This is a genomic window from Termitidicoccus mucosus (assembly GCF_038725785.1).
GTDB lineage: Bacteria > Verrucomicrobiota > Verrucomicrobiia > Opitutales > Opitutaceae > Termitidicoccus > Termitidicoccus mucosus.
This window is the reverse complement of sequence record NZ_CP109796.1, coordinates 5,201,752-5,219,850: the sequence shown is the minus strand read 5'-3', so window position 1 is coordinate 5,219,850 and position 18,099 is coordinate 5,201,752. Positions and strand designations below refer to the sequence as shown.

The window sequence follows — 18,099 nt, the reverse complement described above, 5'->3', positions numbered from 1 at the left end:
GAGACGGGATTGCCGGCCCCAATTCTTAATTACATTTACTGTGCTCAGAAGCTGACGCTGGTGGTAAGCGAGACCACCCGCCCGTCAATCGGGCGGTAGCGATAGGCCACCCATTTGAAATCCGGCGCGTCCTTGTCATTGACCGCCGCGGTCGGGTAGGGGTCATCATCATCAAGCAGATTGTTGATGTTGATTTGAATCTTCCACAAGAGGTTGCGGGCTATTTTTCGCTGGTAGCTGACAAACAAATCTGTGAAATACGTTTCGTCCCCCTTGCAAGCGCGACTGGTATCGCGGTAGGCCGTTCCGGCGGAATCGGTCGTTTTATAATAACCGATGACCGGGGCGCTGGCCCAGCGGATATTCCCGCCGATGGATAATCCTTTCAGGAAGGACGGGCGACTGAAGGAATACTTGGCCGTGAGGCGGACATTGTATTCACTGGACGGCCAGTTTTCGGTCCCTTCCCGGGCGTTCATCAGCGCGAAACTGTTCTCGGCCTCGCTTATGCGGGTCGCCAGGGTGTCGCCGTTCGAGGCCACCAGCGCGGGATTCTGCGCCTTGTATAATGGCATGTGCGCCGCATAATACGCCCGGACATCGGGCGCGATATTTGACTGCACGTTGACCGAGCGCGACGCCGCCAGGCGCATGGTCCAGTTGCGCGTGATGTTGCCGACAATGGTCAGCTCCTCCCCCTTTGCCACCCGTTCCGTTGTGGTAAACACACCGACCAAGCTGTCCGTGAACCCGGGGATATTGTTATAAACCAGAAGCTCCTCGATTTCCTTCATGTTGCTAAAGGGGGAATTAACGTTGCTGCCATTGGTGGGATAACCGATCTGGCTGGTCTCATACTTGACGAAGTTGAGGTGCAGCCGGTTGTCCAGCAGATTAAGGCGCACGCCGAAGTCCATCGACTCGCCATCTGCCGGGGACAGATATTTGCCATACATGTCCCGGCTCTCGCTGCTCAACGACATATTGGTCGTATAATTGCCCGTGAAACTCAGCCAGTCGGTCACATGGACCACCACGCCATAATTGCGCGAGTAGCCGGAATTTCGGGTGGGCGGGGTGAGATACGGGGCGAACCTGGGATGCGACTGTCCGATGTTACTCGCGCCCGGACGGAAAATGCCCACGTCCGCGACCAGAGGGTCGGTATTCTGATAGGTCGCCCCCACATATAATTTCTCCCAGTCCTTGCGGATGCCGATGGTAGTGATCACCCGGTCGCCGAACCAGCGGCTCTGCAGCACACCGAGCACGGTGTCGCGCTCCGTCCGCTTCCTATAAAAGGCATAGCTGTCCCGGGCCGCATACTTGGCGGTGACGCCGTCGATCGTGAAGCCATCGGAATAATAGAGATCGCGCAGATCGCGCTGGGACCATCTCCCCGAGGCGGGATCCATATAATCACGTATCCAAAAATAAGTGGCGGTGTTCTGATAGCCGGTGGCAGGCATGACAAAGCCGGGAGCGCTCCCGACCACGAGTCTGCCGTTGTTCTCCCATTCCTCGTTCTCATTATTCTCAATCACGGCGGCAAGCTGGTGTTTCCCGAACCATTTGCCCAGATCAAGTTCGTAGGAGGCGCTGGCGCGGAAATGGTCAATCTTGAACTCGCGGTCAATCCAGAACGGCTGGGTCTGGACATACATTTGGCCGAAATGGGCGTTTTCACCCGCCCAGTTATTGGTGTCAATATCCAGGTTGCGGTTCGCGCTGTTGCCCTGCCTCACATGGTTTTTTGAATGCCCATAGGCCAGCTCCACCTGGAGGTTCTTGGTTATCACCTGGCTGACGCGGAGCTCGGTAATATCCCAGTCGCTGTCATTGATACCGTTGGGGCCGCTGATGACGACATCCCGGGGATAATCGTATCCGCTGGACACCGTGTCCCGATTCGACGCGTTCACGGGCAGCGCGACGCCGTGCGCAGTTCTCGTGCCGTTTCTGACCACGCCATCGCTGTCCAGCAGCCACGTGGTGCCCCAAATCGCCATGCCCTGCGAGGCCGCCGTGACCGTCGTGGTGCCGCCGTTCACCATGATATTATTGCCGGAAGCCGGAATCGCGGTGGTCACGCCGGGCCTGCCAGCGGCGACCCATTGCGAAACCAAGTCGGTGGGAAACACGCCGCGAGGGCTGGCGCGGTCGGATCTTCGCCGTTCGTGCCCTACGTCGATCACGGTTTTACGGGTGGGCCGGTATTGCGCGGTCAGGTGCCAAGCGTTTTGTTTTTCGTAGGCCGGGTGGCGGTAGAAGTCCTCGTCCTCCCACATCGCGTTCAAACGCAGACCGAGTTTGTTTTTGATCAAAACCTGGTTGACATCCATGCTGAGGCGCTGGCTCCCCAAGTCATCCGTCCGGTAGGCGAAGGAATAGGCGCTGCGGTGCAGCTTCGGGGTTTTGGTGCCGTAGTTCACGCTGCCGCCGGGATCGCCGATGCCGGAGAGAATCGCATTGGGGCCCTTGGAAAATTCCACGCGCTCGGAGTTGTAGGCTTCAAACTGGGCGTTGAGCGCCATGAAATTGCGCGTCAGGGTGCCTACCTTGAACCCCCTGATTTGCATATAATTATAATTCCAGACCTCGCGTTCCTGGCCGTCGGAATTATGATCGCCGTTGGCGTTTGTCTCGACCCCGTTGGCAAAGGCTGTAAGGTCCTGGATATCCTGGACGCCAAGATCGCTCATCAATTCGGGTGTGAATATATCGAGCGGATTGGCCAGATCCTTGAGCGCGGTGTTTGTGCGGGTGCCGCCAAGTGTGGAATTGGCTATATAGCCGGTATCCTTCTCGGTGCTCACTACGAAACGGTCCAATAGAATAGGCTCTTCATCTGCAACGGGAAGATTGCCCGTCGCCTGCGCAAAGGCGACAGGCCAGGGCAGGGCGGCGGAAAGCAGGGCGGCTGTTAGGGCAAAAAAACGGACGTGCCGTGTGCATGACTCTGGGGATGCTGTTTTCATGATGGTGAGTTGAGGTGAAAGGCCGGGGAAGGGGCGGATGCAATGCACTCCGACTAAGCGACATTAAAAACATGAAACAATCACCGGCATTGTGCAATGCCTTGCATAATTTTGATTCCCTTGCCCCCGCCGCGAAGACCACCCTCAAATCCAGCCACCACAGCGGCCCTCCGATATGCAGTCCGCGTGAATAAAACCGTGCAAGGCTTTGCGTGAGCAGATACTTGTCGGAAATGCAAGCAGATGAAATCATTTCCATCCGCGAAAAATCCCATTACCCTCATCCAATGCGCCCTCTATTCCTTGCCTTCTATATCTTCCTGTTCGCAAGCCCTGGCGGCGTAATCGCCCAGCAAGCTTATCATCTCGAGGAGACGGAAATCCGCCTCCTCGCGGGGCAAGTTCACCAAGCACTCAAGCTGCCTATCTCGACCGTCACCGACAAGACCGTGCCCCCTCCCAGCGGAGATGTTCATGATTATGTAAGTTATGCACGTTATTACTGGCCCGATCCGGACAAGCCCAACGGGCTCCCCTACATTGCCCGGGACGGACAGCATAATCATGAACAGGTGGCGCGCGGCGACCACGCCCGCCTGTGGAATTTCTTTCAATCGGTGGAAATACTCGCCGCGGACTGGCATGTCCGCGGCGACGAGCGATCCGCCCGCCGGGCGGGGGAATGGCTGCGAGCGTGGATCGTCACCCCGGCCACACGCATGAATCCCCATCTTGAGTATGCCCAGGTGCAACTCGGGCATAATAACAATCATGGCAGCAATTATGGAGTGATTGATGCGCGCGGCTTTGGTCAGGTAATCGACGCCCTGCGGCTGCTGCATGATTCGCCTGCCCTCAAGCCCGGCGAAGAATCGGCAATAAAAGAGTGGTTTGCTGAATACCTGCATTGGCTCACCACCGCCGAAAATGCCGTGACCGAACATGCGATGAAAAGCAACCACGGCAGTTGGTATCTGGCGCAGGCCATTCCCATTGCCCGCTATGTCGGGCGCGATGACCTTGCGCTCACGCTCTGTGAAGAGGCCAAGTCCCTGATCGCGGAGCAAATCAACGCGGATGGCAGCATCCCCCGGGAAATCAGGCGCGTAAACGGGTTGGGCTACAGCGTGTTCAACCTGAAAGCCCACGCTCGCACGGCCCGGCTTGCCGCCGGCTTGGGCATTGACCTGTGGAACCACACCGCCCCGAATGGCGCCAGTTTGCGCCGAGCCGTGGATTTTCTCAGACCCTACAACCAAGCTCCCGAGACGTGGCCGTATTCTCAAAACGCCCGGCTCGATCCCGGATTTCTCGACGAACTTGTGAAAGAGATGGAATCCGCCACCTCAAAATCCTCGAAAAAAATCACGCGCGAATTCGCGGAAAAACAGATTCGCCGCCAAGCCAGCCCGGACGCCAGGATGCCGCCAAATGAGAATACACATTCGGCGCTCTGGGGAAAAAACGGCGAGGCCTGGTCTCCGGCCAGCCGCCTGCCCGATTTTTCCTTCGCCGGTTACGCGCGCGGCGAGCGGTCGATTCCCGATTCCCCCGTCACCCACAACATTCGCGATTTCGGCGCAAAGGGAGATGGCGTCACCGACGACAGCGCGGCATTCCAGCGGGCGGTCGCCGCCGTTGATCCCGGAGTGATCCTGATTCCCGCGGGCCGCTATCTGATCACCGATATCATTGATATCAATAAATCCAATCTCGTGCTGCGCGGCGAGGATCCTGCCCGAACCATCCTATATTTTCCAAAACCGCTCAACGACATCCGCCCGGACTGGAGCAAGACCACAACCGGCATGCGGACATCAAATTATTCCTGGGCCGGCGGTTTCATCTGGGTGAAAGGCAGCCTCGGCTTGCAAAAGCTCGCCGACATCACGAGGCCGGCCGCGCGCGGAGCCACGACGCTGACGCTGGCCTCCACTGACGGATTGAGCGCCGGCGACACCATCGCCGTCTGCCAGCGGGATCTGCCCGACAACAGCCTCGCCATTCATCTATATTCCGACGAGCCGGCTGATGTCGCGAATTTGAAGGGCAGCACGAAGATCTCCCTGCCCGCGCGAATCGTCCGGATCGACGGACTGACAATAACCATCGATCGTCCGTTGCGCACAGATTTGCGCCTTGAGTGGAAACCCGCCGTCCATTGTCACGCACCGACGGTGTCCGAGGTGGGTGTCGAGAATCTCACGTTTGAATTTCCCGTCACTCCCTATGGCGGTCATTTCACAGAACTGGGATTCAATGCGATGGCATTCAGCGATGTCGCCCACTGCTGGATTCGCAACATTCGGATTCGCAATTCCGACAGCGGGCTGATGATCAAGGGGGATTTCTGCACGATTGACGGCGTGGTGATGGACTCGCTGCGCGCGCCCGACAAAGTCCGCGGCGGCCAGGGTCATCACGGCATCTACCTTTCGGGCAACGACAACTTGTTCACCCATTTCAATATACGTCTACAATTCGAGCATGATATTACAATGGGAGCCTGCTCCTCAGGCAATGTTGTATCGGAGGGATGGGGTGAGGATCTTTGCCTCGATCATCACCGCCGCGCCCCCTATGAAAATCTATTCACCAACATTGACGCGGGGGCCGGAACGCACCTTTGGCGGTGCGGCGGCGGCAGGGCCCTGGGATGGCATTGCGGGGCGCGCGGCACATTTTGGAATATCCGCGCCCGCCAGCCACTCGCCTACCCTCCGCCGAAGTTCGGCCCTTGGAGCATCAATGTCGTGGGGTTGACCACAAAAGAACCGTCAAGCATCACGACGAACGGGCTCTGGTTCGAGACGCTTGCCCCGGAAACATTACTACCGCCAAACCTGCACCTCGCCCAGCGTCTCCGCCGCTTGAAAGAGTCCGCCCCTGTTCCCGCCGAATAAATCGGACTCCAAGCGCCTTTTGTACCGGCAGGCTTCGTTGCCTTGCACGGACTGCCAGGGCATTTTTCGTTCAATTTATCGCATTCCAAATCAGATCGTAACCTATTGGGTTGCAATCTGGAGATCGCCCCGGGGAGGCGCTTGGAATTGCGGCTTGAGCATGCGATAAAACAAACAGGGCATGCCCTATAGTCGTTCATCGCAATATAGAACCATCTCCTGAATGTAGTGGCTGGAATCCAATTGTAAAAAGCCAGGGGCTGTGTTCGCCAAGAGACCAACGTCTTTCCGATATTCCCTGCCCCGGCGGCGGCTCCAATGCAAGGCGTTGCGCAAACAGTTCCTCGCCGCACGCGTCGGCATATCGCATCCCTATAATCCCAAGTTTCCCCTGACGACGCTTCTCCCGTATTATTTTATGCAACCTGGCATTGTTTTTCTACCTCACGGCAATTTGCAGTATTCCCAGCTCCGCCCGGACCGGCGCGGATGGGTCGCGCACCAGTCCTATGAGGCACTATTCGATCTCTCGGCACGCCATGACGCGCCGATCGGTTTTGAAGCGTCCGGCGAAACGCTCGAAATCGTGGCGGAAACCGCGCCGCGGGTGCTGGATAAACTCAAGGCCGGCATCCGCGAAGGCCGCATCGAGCCGGTGGCCTCTCCGCACACCCACATCATGCTGGCCAATATCGAGCCCGAAATCGGTCTCGACTCGCTGCGCAACGGCCTCGACACATGGGAACGGCTCACAGGCGCGCGCCCGGTCACGGGATGGAATCCGGAATGCAGCTGGGCTGGTTTTATTCCCGATATTTTCCGCGCGGCCGGCTTCGAGGCACTGGTTGGCGATGCGGACTCCTATTTGCTGTCCAGCGTGCCGGGCTTGAGGGAAGCCACCGGGCTTCGGTTCGATGTGCGGGGCCACAGCAACAAAAATGCCTTGTTCAAAATCGAGCAGGAAATCGCCGGCCAGCCCGGGATCTTGCAAACCCTGTTTCGCCCCAATCTGCTCCCCAACGGGCTCAGGATGATTCTGCGTTCGGACATGCTTTGCAATATACTCCTCTGGTATCTCATGGGCGCGACCGAGGGAAACCGCGAGCAGCCCATCCAGACCGACGAGGTTCGCGCCACGCTGGCCCGCTGGCGCGACCGCATTCCCGGCGGCAATGGCTTTATTCTGCCGTATGCGGAGGACGCCGAGTATGTCGGCACCACGGCCTATTTTTATGTAAAGCAATTCGGCCTTGCCCGTTTCTTCGAACCCGCGCCCGACAGCATCACTCGATTTGAAGAGACGCTCTGTGTCGCCCGCGAGCTCGGTTACCGCCTGATGACTCCGCGTGATGCCGTGGCCGCCTACGAAACGATACCCGCGAGCGGATTCGAATGCGTCGAGAGCGGCTGTGCCTGGCACGGAGGCACGGCCAAGGCCTGGACAAACACACCGCACGCGCGCCTGCTGGACCCGGTTTGCCGCAGCGTCTTTCAGGGACTCAAGGCCGTTGCCGCGCATCTGGGCATCGAGGAGATGCGCCGCGACGCCGAGTTCCGCGAGATCATGCGCCGGATCGGAACCGCCTATGTCAGCGACGCCCGCTGGCCTCCGAAACCGACCTCGCCCGGGCGTTTCAATGTAGCGGAAGCGCTCAGCGCGCTGGAACAGGCCAATCACGGCGTCGAGGCAATCATGTCAAGCCGCGGCATAGCCGCATATCGCGGGCTCTATTCCCCCGGCATCATGCGCACCCAGATCGCCGCCATCCGCGAGGAGCTTATGGCCATGCCTTATTTCGAAGAACAATCCGCCATCAGCCCCGAGCCCACGCTCAGCACATGACCAACCTTCGCGCGGGCATCCGGATATTTGGGATGCTCGCGCGCCACCGTGATCCCCGCTCAATCTCTTCCATGCGCCGCTCGCATCGGATTTCCTTTTCTGCCTTGCTCAGACGTCAAAATAAAAACCAACACCCCCTCCTGCCATGAAATATAGCCCGAAATTATTATTGTTCGTGACGATCCTGGTTTTCTTGAGCGGCCCGCTTTATCCGGCAGGCTACAAGAAGGTTATTTTCAGCAGCACCTATACGGACCTCGCGGATTTCGAGCAGTTTGCCGCGCGCGCCAAGCAATCCGGCGCCACGCACATCGGCGTTTCAAGCGATCTGCCGAAAAGTTTTTGGGAATATGACCATCCCGGAGACCCCTATCCCGCCTGGACCATATACAGCAACAGTCTCCTGAAGGTCGCACCGCCCCCGGCGCTCAAAAAATACATGCCAGCCGATTATTCCGAATCGGTCCTCAAGGTGCTTGAGGCCCGCTGCAAGATCCTGCGCCGGCTCGGCCTCAAGGCCACCTACTCGATGAAAGACCCGAGCATGCTGCCCGAGGCCGTGTTCACCGACCATCCGCTTTGGCGCGGGGCGCGCGTCGATCATCCGTCGCGTTCCCGGGTGGCCCGTTTCGCGCCGACGATTGACAATCCCGAGGTGCTCACCCTCTTTCGCGAAAGCGTTGCCATTCTCATCCGTCGCTGCCCGGAAATCGATCTCTTCACCATCACCACCAACGATTCGGGCGCCGGCCTGGATTGGAGCGAGGGACTTTACAGCGGGCGCTTTGGCAACACACTCTATCGGGACAGACCGATGGATGCGCGCATTCGCGGCTTTCTCGACACGCTCCAAGCCGGGGCAAGGGACGCGGGCGGAGAAACCGAGGTGCGCATCACGCTCACGCGCGAATCCGATCCCAAACGCGTCGCGGCAAAACTCGCCCGGGGCACCGCCATCGAAAACATAGAGGGCGCCGACTGCACGCCCTTCTCCACGGGCGGCGGTGTCGGCGAAGGTTACGGCAACGTATATAATCCCGTGTACGGGATACCCCAGCCGGTGCAATTTCTCTCGGGCCTTGTGGCATCAGCCCGCACCACCGCGCCGCGGCTCAGTGTCAACATGGGCGACCGTCGCAACCGCGATTTATATTTCCTGATTTATGATAAATTCCAGACGACAAACCCGGTCGGCCCGGTGGAACAGCTCGCCTTTCTGCGCGAAATCGCCGCCGCCCATGCCGGCGCCGGCATGGCCGACGCGCAGTTGAAAATCTGGGTGAATGTGCAGGATTGCACCAAATACATACGCCTCCTCGACACCGGCGGCATCCTCTTCTACCTCGGCGGCGTGCACCAGCGCTGGGTCACTCGCCCCTTCGTGCCCTTTCCCGAGGAACTTGCTGACGCGGAAAAGGCATATTATCGCCCATACCTGTTTCAGGCGCTCGATGAATCGAAGGCCGACAACCTGGCGGACGTGCAGGCGACCGACTCCTACTACGGCTGGAGCGGACGCCATTTTGTCAAGCGCGTGCTCGACCCCGTCGAGGCGCTCGTGGATGAAAACATCAAGCTTGCCCGCGAAATAGGAAACGAAAACCTCGCCCGCCGTTTCGAGGTTTTCAAGTGCATCCAGCGCAATACGCGCAATGCCGTGAGCTACCAGGCGCAGCTCGACCGTGTGCGGGACATGGGCATAAAGCCCCTCAAGCACGCCGTGATCGAGACCATGTCGGACTGGGACCGCCAGCTCATGATGGAAACCGCCCGCGAAGAGATCGACAACACCGCGCTCCTCATGCAACTTCTCGGCGACAATCCCGGCGAGTTCCTCCTGATCGCGCCGACAAAGGAGGAAACCGACATCATGCTGTTCGGCCCCGATTTTATCAAAGAATTGCAAATGAAACTGAATATAATGAATTCCAAATGGGAAGACTACAAACGGGTCTTCACCGTGCCCAATTGGTGATGCATAAACACTCAATCATTTTCAGGATAATGCCCGCCGCGGCCGCCTTGCTCGCGGCGGGCGCCCTGCATAATCTGTATTCGCAGGCCCCGGAAATCGCGTGGCAGGAAATCGGCAAGATCAAGCCGCGCCATGCCAGGAATATCCCGTCATCCAACCTGTGGATCGGGGGCGAGACGCTTGACCGGGACTATGCCAATTACGAGCAATATAAAGCCTGGCTCGGTCCGCTCGGCGCGAAAAAGCTCCGCCTTCAGTCGGGCTGGGCCAAGACCGAACGGGCGAAGGGCGTTTATGACTTTGCCTGGCTGGACGCCATTGTAAATGACGCCCTCTCGCAGGGTGTGCAGCCCTGGATCCAGATTTCTTACGGCAACCTGCTCTACAACGGCGCCGGCAGCGTCGATCTCGGCGGGGGGATCCCCCACGGCGAGGAAGGGCTGGCCGCGTGGGAAAACTACGTCCGCGCCCTGGTGCCGCACTTTAAAGGCCGCGTGCGCGAGTGGGAAGTGTGGAACGAATCCGACCTGGGGGATAATATCAAGAGACCGGATGTTTACGCCGAACTGTTTTACCGCACCGGGCTCATCATTCGCGAAATCGATCCGCAAGCCACGATTGTGGCGTTGTCCATGGCGCGCATGGATGTCAATTATGTGACCGCGTTCATGGACTATCTGCAAGGCAGGGGCGCCGTTTCCCTCATTGATGTCGTCACCTTTCACGGCTACCCCACGATACCCGAGGGCAATTTTGACAAAGTGGAGATAATACAAAATCTCATCTGGAAGCATAACCGGAAGATCCGATTCTGGCAGGGCGAGACGGGATGCCCGTCGACGGAAGGCAGCTCCGGGGCGCTCGGCGGCCATCCATGGACAGAGCTCACACAGGCAAAATGGAATCTGCGCAGGGCGCTTTCGCACCTGGGCAGGGGCATCCCCTTCAGCCTGTTTCTCCTCTGCGAGTTTTCCTATACCAAACATCCGGCCTATGTTAATCGCAATCCATTGAACACTAAGGGCCTCCTGGAAATCAATGAAAAGACCCTGGCCGTCGAACGCGGCAAACCGGCCTATTATGCCTATCAAAACCTCTGCGCCATGTTTGACGGGAATGCCGTGCCGCAAAAGGAATTCGAGCACTCCGCCCGGACTTCGGGACACGGGGAAAAGCTTGTTGTTCATGCCTTCAGGCACAAGACAAACGACCGGCATGCGGTGGTTGTCTGGTTTGGCGGGGAAATCCCGTCAAATGCAAACCATTGCCGGATCGCCACACTTCATTTTCCCAAGCTCAACATCACACATCCGGCATATATTGATATCCGCACTGGCAGTATCTACAGGATTCCCGATTCAAGCATAAAGAGACGAGGAATGGAAACCACCATTTCTGTTCCTGTTTATGACAGTCCCTGCGTGATCACTGACGAAGCATTCTTTGAGACCCTGCGATTTTAATTCCATATGTGAATGCGGGCGATGCCCGGATATTGCACGCGGACAGCAGGTCCGATGAAAGAGGAAAATCAAATATTTCTAAACCATGCCCATGCACACATACACAGCCGCGGTGATTGGCGGCGGATTCGGAGGGAATCTCAGCATGGCCGCGCTCACCGAATCACCCCGGTTCAAACTGGTGGCGGCCGCCGACCTGAGGGAAGACGTCCGCTTGAAGCTTGCCCGGCAATATCCCGGCATCCAAACCTATCCCAATCACGAGGACATGTTTCGCGCGTGCCCCCCGGATGTTGTGGCGGTCAGCACATTCCCGCCGTCGCACGAAGAAATCACCCTTGCGGCCCTCGACCGGCTCCCGCTCAAGGGCATCCTGGTGGAAAAGCCTCTCGGTCACACTTGGGCCTCGGGCCGCCGCATTCTCAAAGCGATTCAGGAACGCCGCCTGCCGGTTGCCGTGCCCCACGGGCTGATGGCGCGCCGCACTCCGCTTGAGATTATAAACAGGGTGCGGCAGGGCGAGATTGGAGAATTAAAATTACTGGAAATCCAGTGCAGCGGCTGGGACATAATCAACGCCGGCATTCATTGGCTGAACTTCTTCGTCAACCTTGCCGGACTGGAGCCGGTCGAAACGGTGTTTGCCGCCTGTGACGCCACCACGCGCACCTGGCGCGACGGCATGCAGGTGGAAACCACCGCTGTCACCACCGCGCAGACCCGAAGCGGCATTCGCGTGGTGATGCACACCGGCGACCATATCGCGGTGAATGCGCCGCCGCACGAGACATTATTCCGGATTTTCGGAACCGCGGGGCAGATCGAATTCCATGGCTGGGATGCGGCCTATCGCGTGGTCAGCCCCGCGCATCCGGGCGGGAGCGTTTTCAACCCGCCGGAGCTGCCCATCTCCGGTCATCGCTATCATTTCGAACGCCTGGCGGAGCAAATGGATTCCGGCGCGGCGGATTATTCGCCAGCCACCAGTTCGCTGATGGCGCTGGAACTCTGCGAAGCCGCCTACCTGAGCAGCCAATATCGTGTGGAGGTCAGGCTGCCGCTTGATGCATTCATCCCGCCGCCGCCGGTGGATTGGACACCCGGCCAGCCTTATTCCGGCACGGGCGGCGGCAGGGATGGTCGCAACCTCTAATCAATTGCCCAGCTCCGCAACCGCCCTGTTTTTACTGTCGTCTCTTATATTACTTCAGATATCCCAAGATCATGAGACCCATTTCATTTGCCATCATCGGCGGCGGCTGGCGCGCCGAGTTTTTTCTCCGCATCGCCCGCGCGCTGCCGGAGCGTTTTCGCGTGACCGGAGTGCTCATTCGCAACCGTGAAAAACACGCGGACTTCCAGCACCGCTGGGATGGCGTGGCGGTGGCCGATTCGCTCGACGGCTTGCTGGCCGCGCCGCAGACACCGCGATTCGTGATTGTGAGCGTCCCTTGGACCGCCTCCCCCGGCTGCATCCTTGCGTGCGCGGAGCGCGGCGTCCCCGTGCTCTGCGAAACGCCACCCGCGCCGGATCTCGCCGGCCTGCTCCGCCTCCACAAACTCACCGAGCAGGGCGCCCGCGTGCAGGTGGCCGAGCAGTATGCGTTGCAACCGCTGCATGCCGCATGGCTCGCCATCGCGGGTTCAGGCCGTCTCGGCGAGCCGGCGCAGGCGCAGGTCTCCGTCGCCCACGGCTACCACGGCATTCACCTTATGCGCCGTTTTCTCGGCGTTGATTTCGAGCCCGTGACGATCGATGCGCGCCCGTTTCGCGCTCCGCTCGTGCAGGGACCGGACCGCCACGGGCCGCCTGAGAAGGAAATCATCGCGCAGGACGAGCAATTGCTGGCCCGTTTCGATTTCGATAATGGCAAGCTCGGCATCTTCGATTTCACCGGGGCGCAATACTTCTCCTGGATCCGCGCCAACCGCGTGCTCGTGCGCGGCGAGCGCGGCGAACTCGATGGCGGCGGCGCCCGTTGGCTGCATGATTTCCGCACCCCCATCTCCGCCCCTCTGGTCCGTCACGACGCGGGGCATGGCACCAATCTCGAAGGGTTTCATCATAAAGGTTACACGCTGGGCGCGGAATGGGTTTATAAAAACCCCGTCGCGCCGGGCCGCCTGGCCGATGACGAGATCGCCATCGCCGACTGTATCCAAAAGATGGATTCGTATGTGGACGGCGGCCCGTCCCATGTCGACCTCCGGCAGGCGTCCCAGGACCAATATCTCAGCCTGCTCATGGGGCAGTCGGCCCGGACCGGGAAGCCGGTGACCTCGGAACGGCAGCCCTGGATGTAGTGCGAACTCCCCGGGAGGGATGCCCCGTGCCGTCCTTCCCATCCGAAGCGGGTGCCGAGAATATAACTATTAGGTTACATTCCGGCATAAAAATGCGACGGATCGAATGGGGAATGCCCTATTGTGGCTTTGGGAGAGAATTGGCCAAAGGCATTGCCGCGTTTTCAGACCGCCGCCGGGTGAGCTCGCCTTGCATCGCCGCGAGCGCGTCGTCATCCAGCGGATAACGCATCGCCAGGGCGAAGCTGCCCAGCATCACCAGCGCGGGGCCCGCCGAGAACAGCAGCCGCATGACGAGAAGCGAGCCCTCCGTCTGCGCGCCGCCAAGCTCGGCCCTGAATCCGGACCAGTCCAGCGCCGCGCCAAACAGAAAGATCGCGGCCGTGAGCGTTGTCTTTTCAATCCACGTGGCGACGGCCGCATAGGTGCCCTCGCGCCGCAATCCGGTTTTATATTCATCGAAGTCGGCGGTGTCGGCCTTCATCGGGTCGATCAGCACCCAGAAGCCGGAGAAACTCGGCGCGAGCAGCAGCATGGACACAAACTGGAGCCAGGGATATTCGCGGTTGTAGAAAAAAAACTGGCTGACCGCCGCGGCTATGCCGCATACTAGGCACACGCGGATAACCCGCAATTTTCCGAAACGCGTCGCCAGCGGCGCCACAACCATCACGCCGGCAAGCCCCGCGAACGCATAAAAAGTCTGCGACGACGCCTGCATCACACTCCCCGCCGTTTTGTCCCCGCCAAACACATAATACACATTGATGTGCGTGCCCATCGTGCGAACAATGTTGTCGCTGATGATCATGCCCAGCACGATGCCCACCAGATAACGGAACGGGCGGTTGCGGAATGTCATTTTCAAGCCCGGCAGCAGTCTCACCTTTTCCTGGCGCGCGGCGTTTTTCGCAAAGCGCTCCCGGGTGAGCAGCACGGTCGGAATCGCAAGCACAATGAACAATGCGCCGATCACGAGACCCAGGGCGCGCATTCCGGCCGCGGGGCTCCCGAAAATTTTCCACTGCGCGAGCGGAAAAACCCAGGGGATGATAAAGAACGTGAGTTTCGACACGATCGCGCGCACCGCGTGGATGCGCACGCGCTCGTTCGAGTCGGCGCTCAATTCAAACCCGAGCGTCAAATACGGGACCGCATACACGGCGAACGCCGCGTAAAACACGAGCATCGCCACCAGAAAATACCCGAACGCCCACCAGCCCTTCCAGTCGGACGGCACCATCCAGATCAATGGAAACGCAATCGCGCACAACACCGCGCCCACCGCGATGAACGGACGACGGCGCCCCCACTTCGAACGGAAATTGTCACTGGCCGAGCCGATCACCGGATCGAGCACCGCGTCGAGCACGCGCGAGAGCCCGAGCACCACGCCGATCAGCGCCGGATTCATGCCCAGGATGATATTATAAATAGGATAGGCGATGGTGTTGATGCCCGAGGCGCCGAAATTGAACGGCAGCGTGCCGGTCGCGAATCCGATGCGTTCGCGCCACGTGGTTTTTTCCGAAGCGGGCGTCGCGGCCGCCGCGACTCCGCGCGGCGCATGGGACGGGGTGGCCGCCGGGGGCGAATTTGCGGGAACAGGCGTTGAAGGGGCGGAGGGCGGAATCGGCGGGTCTTGAGGCATGGTGCGCGTGTCGTGTTATTGTGATTGTTTCACCCGGGTGACCGGCGGAAGGAGCATGCTCAAAAGGACAGATATCCGGACAAGGCGAAGAGACGATTTTATTGGGGAGGTCATCAGGGGAAGCCCGAGGGAAGCGTTTCTGGCAATCCGAAAAACAGGATTCCCGGGTGGTTATTCTTGGAGACGGGAAGGACAATGGCGGCCGGCCCGGCGCAGTAACGCCTCCTTTTGCGCAACGCCTTGCATGTTTTCATAAAGTGCCGCAATCGCGGCTTGCACCCCGCCGATGAAATGGCAGGAAAAGAGTTGTCATGGCGCGCCCGGCCCCTGCACCACCCCGAAGACCAACTTCCACCCTTTCCATGGAAAGCGTTGCCCGCGAAGCGGAAGTCTCCGCCAGCACGGTCTCGCGAGTATTGCGTGGCGATCCGCGCATCAGCGCGGAGACGGCCCGCCGGGTCAAAGCGGTGGTTGACCGCATGGGCTACCGGCCAAACCCGCTCGTCTCGGCCCTGATGACACAACTGCGGGACAAAAGTCCGCCCGCGGCCGTGTGCAATCTTGCGTGGCTTGATTTCTACCCATCGTCCGGAGACATGGCGCGCGATCCCGTGCACATGGCTTTTGTCAAAGGAGCCGCAGACAGAGCCCGGGCATTGGGTTACGCAATCGATACGATACTGGTTTCGGAATGGAAACACAGCCGGTTAAGGAGATTCCTGCAGAACCGCGGAATCAAGGGCGTCCTGCTGCCGTATTTTGAGGACTATCAGGGGCGGGCGGCAAATATTCCTCTGCCGCTGGATGAATTTACCATTGTCGGGGTGGGCATACGCTTCGAGGAGCCCGACCTTCACTATGCCAGTGACGATCAATATGAAAGCGGCCGCCTGGCGACAAAAAAACTGTGGTCGCTCGGCTACCGGAGAATCGGATATATTGGGGACGCGCGGGTCGAGCGCATCGTAAACGGACGGTTTTATGCAGGTTACGACGCGACCATCAGCACCGAGCTTGAGGGCCACGCACCGGTTCCGCTGATTACAAACGAATTCAAAAATATACGCGCATGGATCCGACGCACCCGCGTGGACGCGGTGATCACCACCTCAAGAAACCTGTATTCGATCCTGTGGGAAAAGGGCATTCGCATGCCCCAGGACATCGGCTTTGCCCATCTCAACGTGGACGATGTGGACGGCGCCGCCCCAGGCGAGGTCGCCGGCGTGCGCCAAGACAGCGTGGGCGTTGGCGCCAATGCCGTGGAACTGCTGGTCGGGCTGTTGTATCATAATGAGCTGGGCGTGCCCTTGCATCCCCGCGGCGTTTTGGTGCGCGGCACCTGGGCGCCGGGAGCCTCGGTGCGAAAATGAAGTCGCTCCGGCAAGGCGTGGACGGATGGACTGGCCCGCCATGCAAGGCATTGCACAGGGCAGCCATTGCCCGGCGCCGTCAAAGCTATCGACTGGGTCTCCCCGCAACACCCGCCCGGTTGAAAATCAATGGCCGCATCCATCCATGAGATGACAGCTCTCCCAAAAATTCCCATGCGCCTCTTCATTTACGGAAAAGACCAATTATGAAAAGGAAAACCAGCCCCTCGAAAAAAAACGCGCCGCGCACGGCGGCGACCTCGTCCCGCGCGTTTAAGGAAACCTGGCGGCCCGAAAGCCAGACACCCGTTTATACCATCCCCTACGGACCGCCGACACCCAAATCCATCCGCGACGTTCTCAAACGCATCCATTCCTATATCGACCGCCACTCCCCCGCCTGCCTGGTCGATCGCAGAAACGGAAGAAAATTAACCGATCTTGGAAAAATCAATTCCGATGCGGATATAGCCCAGGGCTTGTTCCGGCTTATCTCCTACGAATGGGGCGTTGTATACCAAGGCATGATGCTGGCGTCTGAACGCACTGGAGACCATCGCTATCGGGATTATGCCGCCCGCCGCCTGCAATTCCTGGCCGATGCCACCCCGCGCTTCAGGGCATGCCTGCCAGCGCGCCCGGCTGGTTTGAATCAGCCCGCATTCATTTCAATTATTCATCCGCACAATCTCGACGACGCAGGCTCGCTTTGCGCGGCCATGGTCAAAGCCCATCATGCCGGGCTGGCGACCGGCCTGGCTCCCTTGATCGATCATTTTGCAGACCATATTGCAAACCGGCAATACCGGCTTCCAGACGGAACATTCGCGCGGCATCGCCCGCTGAAAAATTCGCTGTGGCTGGATGATTTATACATGAGCGTGCCCGCGCTTGCCCAGCTGTACAAACTAACCGGAAGCGCAGGCTATGCGGAGGAGGCCGTAAATCAACTGGAACTATTCTCCAGGCGCATGTTTAACAAAGGCAAGTGCCTCTACATGCATGGATGGTATGAGGATTGCGCCACTCATCCGGAATACCACTGGGGCCGGGCCAATGGATGGGCGATGCTCTCCCTGGTGGAGTTGCTCGATGTTCTTCCGGACGATTATCCCCGTCGCGGAATCGTGCTGGACCTCCTCCGGCGGCAGATAGCCGGCGTCACGGCATGCCAGGGTGGCCGGGGGTTCTGGCATCAATTGCTGGACCGCAATGACAGTTTTCTCGAAACGTCCGCCACCGCAATTTTTACCTACTGCATGGCGCGGGCGATCAATCGCGGATGGGCCGATGCCCTGGTTTATGGCCCGGCCGCGATTGCCGGATGGAATGCCGTCGCCTCGCGCGTCAATGCCAAGGGGCAGGTCGAAGGCACCTGTGTCGGCAGTGCGATGGCGATGGATCCCGTGTATTATTATCATCGCCCTCAAAGTGCGCTCGCCGCTCACGGTTATGGACCTGCGCTCCTCGCAGGATCAGAATTGCTCCCACTGGTCGAAAGCGGTCGCGTCACGGCCTACGATGGCGCGGTGCAGTTTGGTCCCATGCTTGAAGAAAATTGAGCTTGGGCAGGTATGTTTTGAACAAGCCGCAGCCACACGCAATCCGA

10 protein-coding genes are annotated in these 18,099 nt (G+C 59.2%); 8 read left to right on the top strand and 2 right to left on the bottom strand.

The window, feature by feature from the left end:
• Positions 1 to 44: 44 nt before the first annotated feature.
• Complete coding sequence (locus tag OH491_RS18135) at positions 45 to 2,978, bottom strand: TonB-dependent siderophore receptor (protein WP_145928763.1); 2,934 nt, start codon at positions 2,976 to 2,978, stop codon at positions 45 to 47.
• A 287-nt stretch (positions 2,979 to 3,265) separates the two neighbouring features.
• Between OH491_RS18135 and OH491_RS18130 the strand changes: the two genes are divergently transcribed.
• From OH491_RS18130 to OH491_RS18105, 6 genes are all read left to right on the top strand, one after another.
• Entirely contained in the window at positions 3,266 to 5,881 is a 2,616-nt protein-coding gene (locus tag OH491_RS18130) for an alginate lyase family protein (protein WP_334319271.1), read from the top strand.
• A gap of 418 nt (positions 5,882 to 6,299) precedes the next feature.
• Positions 6,300 to 7,724, top strand: a complete 1,425-nt coding sequence (locus OH491_RS18125) for a glycoside hydrolase family 57 (RefSeq protein ID WP_068771078.1) — start codon at positions 6,300 to 6,302, stop codon at positions 7,722 to 7,724.
• Between the two features lie 145 nt (positions 7,725 to 7,869).
• Complete coding sequence (locus OH491_RS18120) at positions 7,870 to 9,699, top strand: hypothetical protein (RefSeq protein WP_145928765.1); 1,830 nt, start codon at positions 7,870 to 7,872, stop codon at positions 9,697 to 9,699.
• Between the two features lie 29 nt (positions 9,700 to 9,728).
• Positions 9,729 to 11,162 carry a GH39 family glycosyl hydrolase gene (locus tag OH491_RS18115; RefSeq protein WP_084442150.1) on the top strand — a complete coding sequence of 478 codons (1,434 nt, stop codon included), beginning with the start codon at positions 9,729 to 9,731 and terminating at the stop codon, positions 11,160 to 11,162.
• 91 nt (positions 11,163 to 11,253) lie between these two features.
• Positions 11,254 to 12,315, top strand: a complete 1,062-nt coding sequence (locus tag OH491_RS18110; RefSeq protein ID WP_334319272.1) for a Gfo/Idh/MocA family oxidoreductase — start codon at positions 11,254 to 11,256, stop codon at positions 12,313 to 12,315.
• Between the two features lie 71 nt (positions 12,316 to 12,386).
• Complete coding sequence (locus OH491_RS18105) at positions 12,387 to 13,466, top strand: Gfo/Idh/MocA family protein (RefSeq protein ID WP_084442151.1); 1,080 nt, start codon at positions 12,387 to 12,389, stop codon at positions 13,464 to 13,466.
• A gap of 118 nt (positions 13,467 to 13,584) precedes the next feature.
• Here the strand turns inward: OH491_RS18105 and OH491_RS18100 are convergent, their stop codons facing one another.
• Positions 13,585 to 15,117, bottom strand: coding sequence for an MFS transporter (locus tag OH491_RS18100; protein WP_068770213.1), 1,533 nt, complete (start codon positions 15,115 to 15,117; stop codon positions 13,585 to 13,587).
• A gap of 362 nt (positions 15,118 to 15,479) precedes the next feature.
• Between OH491_RS18100 and OH491_RS18095 the strand changes: the two genes are divergently transcribed.
• Positions 15,480 to 16,490 (top strand): LacI family DNA-binding transcriptional regulator, encoded by a 1,011-nt coding sequence (locus OH491_RS18095; protein WP_334319273.1) that lies wholly within the window; start codon positions 15,480 to 15,482, stop codon positions 16,488 to 16,490.
• A gap of 206 nt (positions 16,491 to 16,696) precedes the next feature.
• Positions 16,697 to 18,052 carry a glycoside hydrolase family 88/105 protein gene (locus tag OH491_RS18090; protein WP_068770215.1) on the top strand — a complete coding sequence of 452 codons (1,356 nt, stop codon included), beginning with the start codon at positions 16,697 to 16,699 and terminating at the stop codon, positions 18,050 to 18,052.
• Positions 18,053 to 18,099: the final 47 nt, after the last annotated feature.